We start from the raw sequence: 5,140 nt of genomic DNA, 5'->3' as shown, positions 1-5,140 counted from the left end.
AGAAGGAGTTGTTCACCTCGACCGAATGGAAGCGGTCGGCGTAGAAGTGCAGCCACTGCTTCTTCGGAAGACCGTCGGGATAGAACGGACCGATCCAGTGGTCGTAGTTCCACCCGGAGGTGCCGATGCGGATCGTGCCGTGGGCCATGGAAGTCCTCCCCGGCTCGGGGGCGGGAACCGGCGGCCCGGGACAATCCGCGGGCTCAGGACGAGGTCACGATCGAGGTCGTGGTCACCGTCGTCAGCAGGGCGACGACTGCGGCGTCGACGAGTTGCTTGGCCGCCTTCCCGACGGGCTGGTCCTCGGTGATCCGCTCGACGCGCTTCTTGCGCCGCTTCAGCCGCTGCGACTCGAAGGCGTGTTTCAGGACGTCGGCCGTGTTCGCCAGGGCGATCAGCACCGCCGTGTTCTCGTCCACGGTTCCTTCCCCGAAGATGGCCTTCTCCAGCCGGGCCTTCAATCGGCGTTCGGGCACCGGATTCACCTCGGGGAACACCCTACGCCGGAAGAAGAACAGTACGGACTGCTCGTCCTCGCGCAGGATCCCGCGCCGGCACAGCTCACGCGCGATCTCGTGCGGAACCCCCCGCTTGTTGCCGAAACGCGAGACCCAGTGCGTGAGCCGGGCACGCCGTTTCGCGGTGGCCACGCGCTCGAGGGCCTCGTCGAGCACGGGATTGCCCAGCGGCTCGTCGTCGACCACGTCGATCAGGGGATCCTTCTCGTCGGTGTCGGGGATCTCGACCCGCTCGTTCACGAGCAGGTCGGCGAAGATCGCCCCGCCGAGCACGGGTGAGGGCATGGACCACTGGAACGTGCCCTTGCGATCTTCGAGGGCGAGGAGCACGATCTCCTCGTGCAGGGCGAGATGGTTGCCACGGTAGCGACCGGCCACGAATGTCCTCCACGAATCGGGTCCGCGGAACTCTAGCAATGGCCCGAAGGACGATCAATCCCACGAAAGGAAGACACCATGCACGCGCAGCGCCTGTTCCGGGTGGTCGATCCCATCGCCGGACCGGTGTGGGCCACCGCCGTGGGCGGCGAGATCCGCTCGGTGGACGACGTCTTCGGGCGCTGCACGGTGGGCGACCTGCTCGACCCCGATCTGCCCCGCGCCGCCTGCGTGGGACCGGGCAAGATCGTGTGCATCGGCCGCAACTACGCCGCCCACGCCCGCGAGCTGGGCAACGAGATCGAGGGCGAACCGGTCCTGTTCCTGAAACCGCCGTCGTCGCTGATTCCCGAGGGCGCGGCGATCGTGCGTCCGCGTGCGTTCAGCGAACTGGTACACCACGAGGGCGAACTGGGCGTGGTCGTGGGCCGGCCACTGCACGCCGCCTCGCGCCGCGAGGCCGCCGGCGCGATCTGGGGCCTGGTCCCGGCCAACGACGTCACCGCCCGCGACCTGCAGCGCGGCGACAAGAACTGGGCCCGCGGCAAGGGCTTCGACACCTTCTGCCCCGTCGGCCCCGAGATCGTGCGCGTCGAGGCCGCGCCGCCGATCGAGGACCTGACCGTGCGCGTGCTCGTCGACGACGAAGTCCGCCAGGACGGCGCGTGCCGGAACATGCTGTTCCCCGTGGACGCCTGCCTCGCCTACATCTCGCGCGTGTTCACGCTCGAGCCCGGCGACCTGGTGCTGACCGGCACGCCCGAAGGTGTCGGCCCGCTCGAGGCCGGCCAGAGGGTGCGCGTGGAGATCGAGGGCGTGGGCCGGCTCGAGAATCCGGTCGTCGACGGCCCGACGCTCGACGAGCTGCCCGACTGGCGCTGAGACGAGCGTTCGCGGGCCATCGAGCCCGTGATAGACTGCCTGATTCCGAATCCACCCTGTTCAGAGCATCCGCGGGCCGTACGCCGCGGATTCCGCGACCACGGAGGAGACATGGCCGACATCACCTATGAGGACCTCAAGAGCAAGACCGTCGCCGAGCTGCGCGAGATCGCCTCGGGCATCGACCACCCGGCCGTCGTCGGGCACTCGCAGATGCGCAAGGACGACCTGATCCACGCCCTGAGCGAGGCGCTGGGGATCGAGGAGACCGTCCACCACGAGGTGGTCGGGATCGACAAGAAGACGATCAAGTCGAAGATCAAGGAGCTCAAGCAGCAGCGCGACGCGGCCCTCGAGGCCAGCGATTCCGCCGCGCTGAAGCAGGCCCGCCGCAAGATCCATCGCCTGAAGCGGACCATGCGCCGCCACATGACCTGATCGGCGGGCCAGGACGACGTCGCGCGCGGCGTGTCACCGACCCGCTGCGCCGCGACGTCCGCGCAACAGCGAGGGCGTCGCCACCCGCTCAGCGCGCCAGGGCGCGATTCCTCCACACCAGCCCGACCACGATCAGTCCGATTCCGGCCAGCCACACCGTCACCTCGACGAAGAACGCCAGGCCGAAGCAGGCGATCAGGCCGCTCACGGCGATCCACCGCGGGAACCGTCGCGCCTCGGGCGGCAGACGGAGCGCCGCGAGGTTCGTGAGCCCGTAGTAGACCAGCACGGTGAAGGCGCTGAACGACCAGGTCGTGCGGATGTCGCCGAGCAGGACCAGCGCACCGATCAGCGCACCGATCGTCCACACCGCGCGGGTGGGACTGCTCGTCCTCTCGCTCACCCGGTCGAGCGCCGACGGCATCTCGCGCCGTCGTGCCATGGCGAGCAGCACCCGCGACAGGCCGAGCAGGAGGTTCAGCAGCACGCCCGCCATGGCCGTCACGGCGCCGACCGCGACCAGGATCGCCACCCACCGCTGCTCGAAGGAGCGGGCCACCACCTCGAGCGGCGCCGCCGCTTCGCGCGTCGAGGCCGCGAAGACCTCCGGACCCACCACGGCGATGGCCGTCGCGGCCACCGACACGTACAGGAGCATCGACAGCGTGAGGGTGACGATGATGGCGCGCGGGATGGTCCGGTCCGGCCGGCGCACCTCCTCGCCGAGCGTGGCGATGCGCCCGTAGCCGGTGTAGGCCACGAACAGGAGCGCGGTCGCCTGCAGCAGGGTCGCCGGTGAGTTCAGGGCGTCCGCCACCGCCGGCCAGGCCAGGGCGGACCCGCCGTCGGCGACGTCGAGCCAACCGAAGACCACGAACGAGGCCAGCGCGACCAGCGTGAGCGTGACGATCGTGATGTTCACGTGGTTCGATCGCCGCAAGCCGCCGGCGATCAGGGCGGTGAGTACGAGCACGATCCCGAGTCCGACCACGACCCGCACGCCTGCGGTGTCGGGCAGTCCCAGCGTGTGCAGCAGGTAACCGGCGCAGCCCAGCGCGGCCGTGGCCGCCGACGCGCTCTTGGCGGCGAGGAACATCCACCCCGCCGTGAAGCCCGCCACCGGGTGCACGAGCCGATGCCCGTACTCGTAGGTCCCTCCGCTCACCGGATGCGCCGCCGCGAGCTGCGCGCTCGACAGCCCGTTCGCCGTGGCCACCAGCGCGGCCAGCGCCACGGCGAGCACGACCCCCGACCCGACCACGCCGGTGGCGATGCCCAGACTGACGAAGACCCCGGTCCCGAGAATGGACCCCAGGCCCATCCACACCGCGCCCCATAGCCCGACGACGCGGGCGAGCGAAGGGGGCGTGGATCCCTCGCCGGGAGCGGCGCCGTTCATGGATGGTCCTTTCGTGCGACCCGTTCACCGCGCAGGCCGGGAATCCGTTCCGTCGAGTTCCGCCGTCAACTCGTGCAGGGCCTCGCGGACGGTGGCCAGCACCTCGGCGCCCTTCGGCGTGAGCGAGTACGCCCGCGGCGCGCGGCTGCCGGTTCCCTGGGCTTCGGACTCCAGCCAGCCCCGCTCCTCCATGCGGTGCAGCATGGGGTAGAGCGTGCCGGGGCTGACCTCGTAGCCGTGCGCGCGCAGTTCTCGGAGCATCCAGTGACCCACCACCGGGCGCTCGCCGGCGTGGTGGAGGATGTGGATCCGCCACAGGCTGCTCAGGATCTCGCGGACGATGGCGGGGTCCACGGCGCACCCTCGGCTCGTGTTACGGATTCCGATTACGGATGACGTAACACGGCCGCGCTGCCGGTGCAAGAGAGAGGGGCTGCTCGCCGGCAGCCCCTCCCCGTACCAGCGACTCGTGCGTTCACACGTCCACCGGTGGATGAATCGGTACTGCCCGCGTTCGGTCCAGGCTCGAAGTGCGTCTGTACTCTCGAAGGGTGCCTGGTCCCGGTACCGCGTGGACGTCATGTCCGCGACGGGGGATCGTGCGCGCCCGGGGCCGTCGGGTCGGGAGCCGCGACGGCCCTTCTTCGTGTCCGGAAGACGTGGTGACCCCGTCCATGCGACGGGGCCGCCACTCCGAGCATCGCGAGCGATCGGACGATCAGCGCGTCGCCAGCGCACCCCGTCCACCCCGACCGCCACGTCCCGCGTGCTCCTCGATCCAGTCGAGAACCGGCTGCCAGAACAGCGCGCGTGCGTCCTCGGCCTTGAACAGGTCGGCGTGCCCGAAGTCGAGGAAGGGGTTCGCGTCGGTCGACACGATCAGGGAGCGGAAGTCGTCACTGCCGACGAAGCCCTGCAGGTCCTCGCCGACCGCACCGTTGCCCCCACCGGCACCCACGTACAGGATCGGCACCTCGATCGCGCCGAAGTCCGCCGGCAGCACCGGCGCCACCGTCGGGCAGTCGTACTGGGCGATGTCGCGTTTCGTGAGCCACGGCTCGTAGGGAGCCCACGACGCGTAGAACTCGATTCCCGTCGACACGGGGACGTACCGGAACCCGTCGGGCAGACCGGTCGCGTCGAAGGTCCCGGCGAAGAGGTGGAACGAGGCCGGGTCGGTGCCGAAGACCGTCCCCGTCTGCGACTGGGCGAGCAGCAGCGTCTGCAGGTTGGTCAGCGGCGCGAAGCCGAGGGGCGAGACCCCGTCCGGATCCTGCGCGGCGAGACCGGCAGCGGTCCGTGCCAGCACCCCGGTGTCGTCGGCGAAGATGCCGCCGTCGAGCAGGGCCTCGATCCCGGCGATCGCGTCGCACCGGCCCTGCTGGACCTGCGGATCGGTCGAGAGGAGCCCGCTGTCGACGGGCAGGAAGGTCTTCACGTTCCGGAGGAAACGCGGACGGTCGGCTTCGCGGGCGAGGTACACATAGCCCTTCGACTCTCCCGTGCTCCAGCCCAGGAGGTTCAG

The 5,140-nt window shown here is 70.1% G+C and carries 7 protein-coding genes; 2 read left to right on the top strand and 5 right to left on the bottom strand.

The window, feature by feature from the left end; translation table 11 throughout:
- Together VKA86_09205 and VKA86_09200 are read right to left on the bottom strand one after the other, a co-directional pair.
- A partial coding sequence (locus VKA86_09205; protein ID HKK71384.1) for a DUF72 domain-containing protein occupies positions 1 to 148 on the bottom strand: 148 nt, incomplete at its 3' end.
- Between the two features lie 55 nt (positions 149 to 203).
- Entirely contained in the window at positions 204 to 896 is a 693-nt protein-coding gene (locus VKA86_09200) for a GPP34 family phosphoprotein (protein ID HKK71383.1), read from the bottom strand.
- Positions 897 to 974: 78 nt separating this feature from the next.
- Between VKA86_09200 and VKA86_09195 the strand changes: the two genes are divergently transcribed.
- Both VKA86_09195 and VKA86_09190 read left to right on the top strand, forming a co-directional pair.
- Positions 975 to 1,778 (top strand): fumarylacetoacetate hydrolase family protein, encoded by an 804-nt coding sequence (locus VKA86_09195; GenBank protein HKK71382.1) that lies wholly within the window; start codon positions 975 to 977, stop codon positions 1,776 to 1,778.
- A gap of 111 nt (positions 1,779 to 1,889) precedes the next feature.
- Positions 1,890 to 2,216, top strand: coding sequence for a Rho termination factor N-terminal domain-containing protein (locus VKA86_09190; protein ID HKK71381.1), 327 nt, complete (start codon positions 1,890 to 1,892; stop codon positions 2,214 to 2,216).
- Between the two features lie 88 nt (positions 2,217 to 2,304).
- On the opposite strand, the gene VKA86_09185 is transcribed toward VKA86_09190, so the two are convergent.
- The 3 genes from VKA86_09185 to VKA86_09175 form a co-directional block, all read right to left on the bottom strand.
- Positions 2,305 to 3,615: an APC family permease gene (locus VKA86_09185; protein ID HKK71380.1), complete on the bottom strand. Its 1,311-nt coding sequence runs from the start codon at positions 3,613 to 3,615 to the stop codon at positions 2,305 to 2,307.
- 24 nt (positions 3,616 to 3,639) lie between these two features.
- Positions 3,640 to 3,969, bottom strand: a complete 330-nt coding sequence (locus VKA86_09180; protein ID HKK71379.1) for a PadR family transcriptional regulator — start codon at positions 3,967 to 3,969, stop codon at positions 3,640 to 3,642.
- 364 nt (positions 3,970 to 4,333) lie between these two features.
- The coding region (locus VKA86_09175; protein ID HKK71378.1) for a hypothetical protein at positions 4,334 to 5,140 on the bottom strand (807 nt) is incomplete at its 5' end.

The organism is Candidatus Krumholzibacteriia bacterium (genome assembly GCA_035268685.1).
GTDB lineage: Bacteria > Krumholzibacteriota > Krumholzibacteriia > JAJRXK01 > JAJRXK01 > JAJRXK01.
Note: the sequence above shows the minus strand (reverse complement) of the source record. Positions and strands in the feature narration are given on the sequence as shown.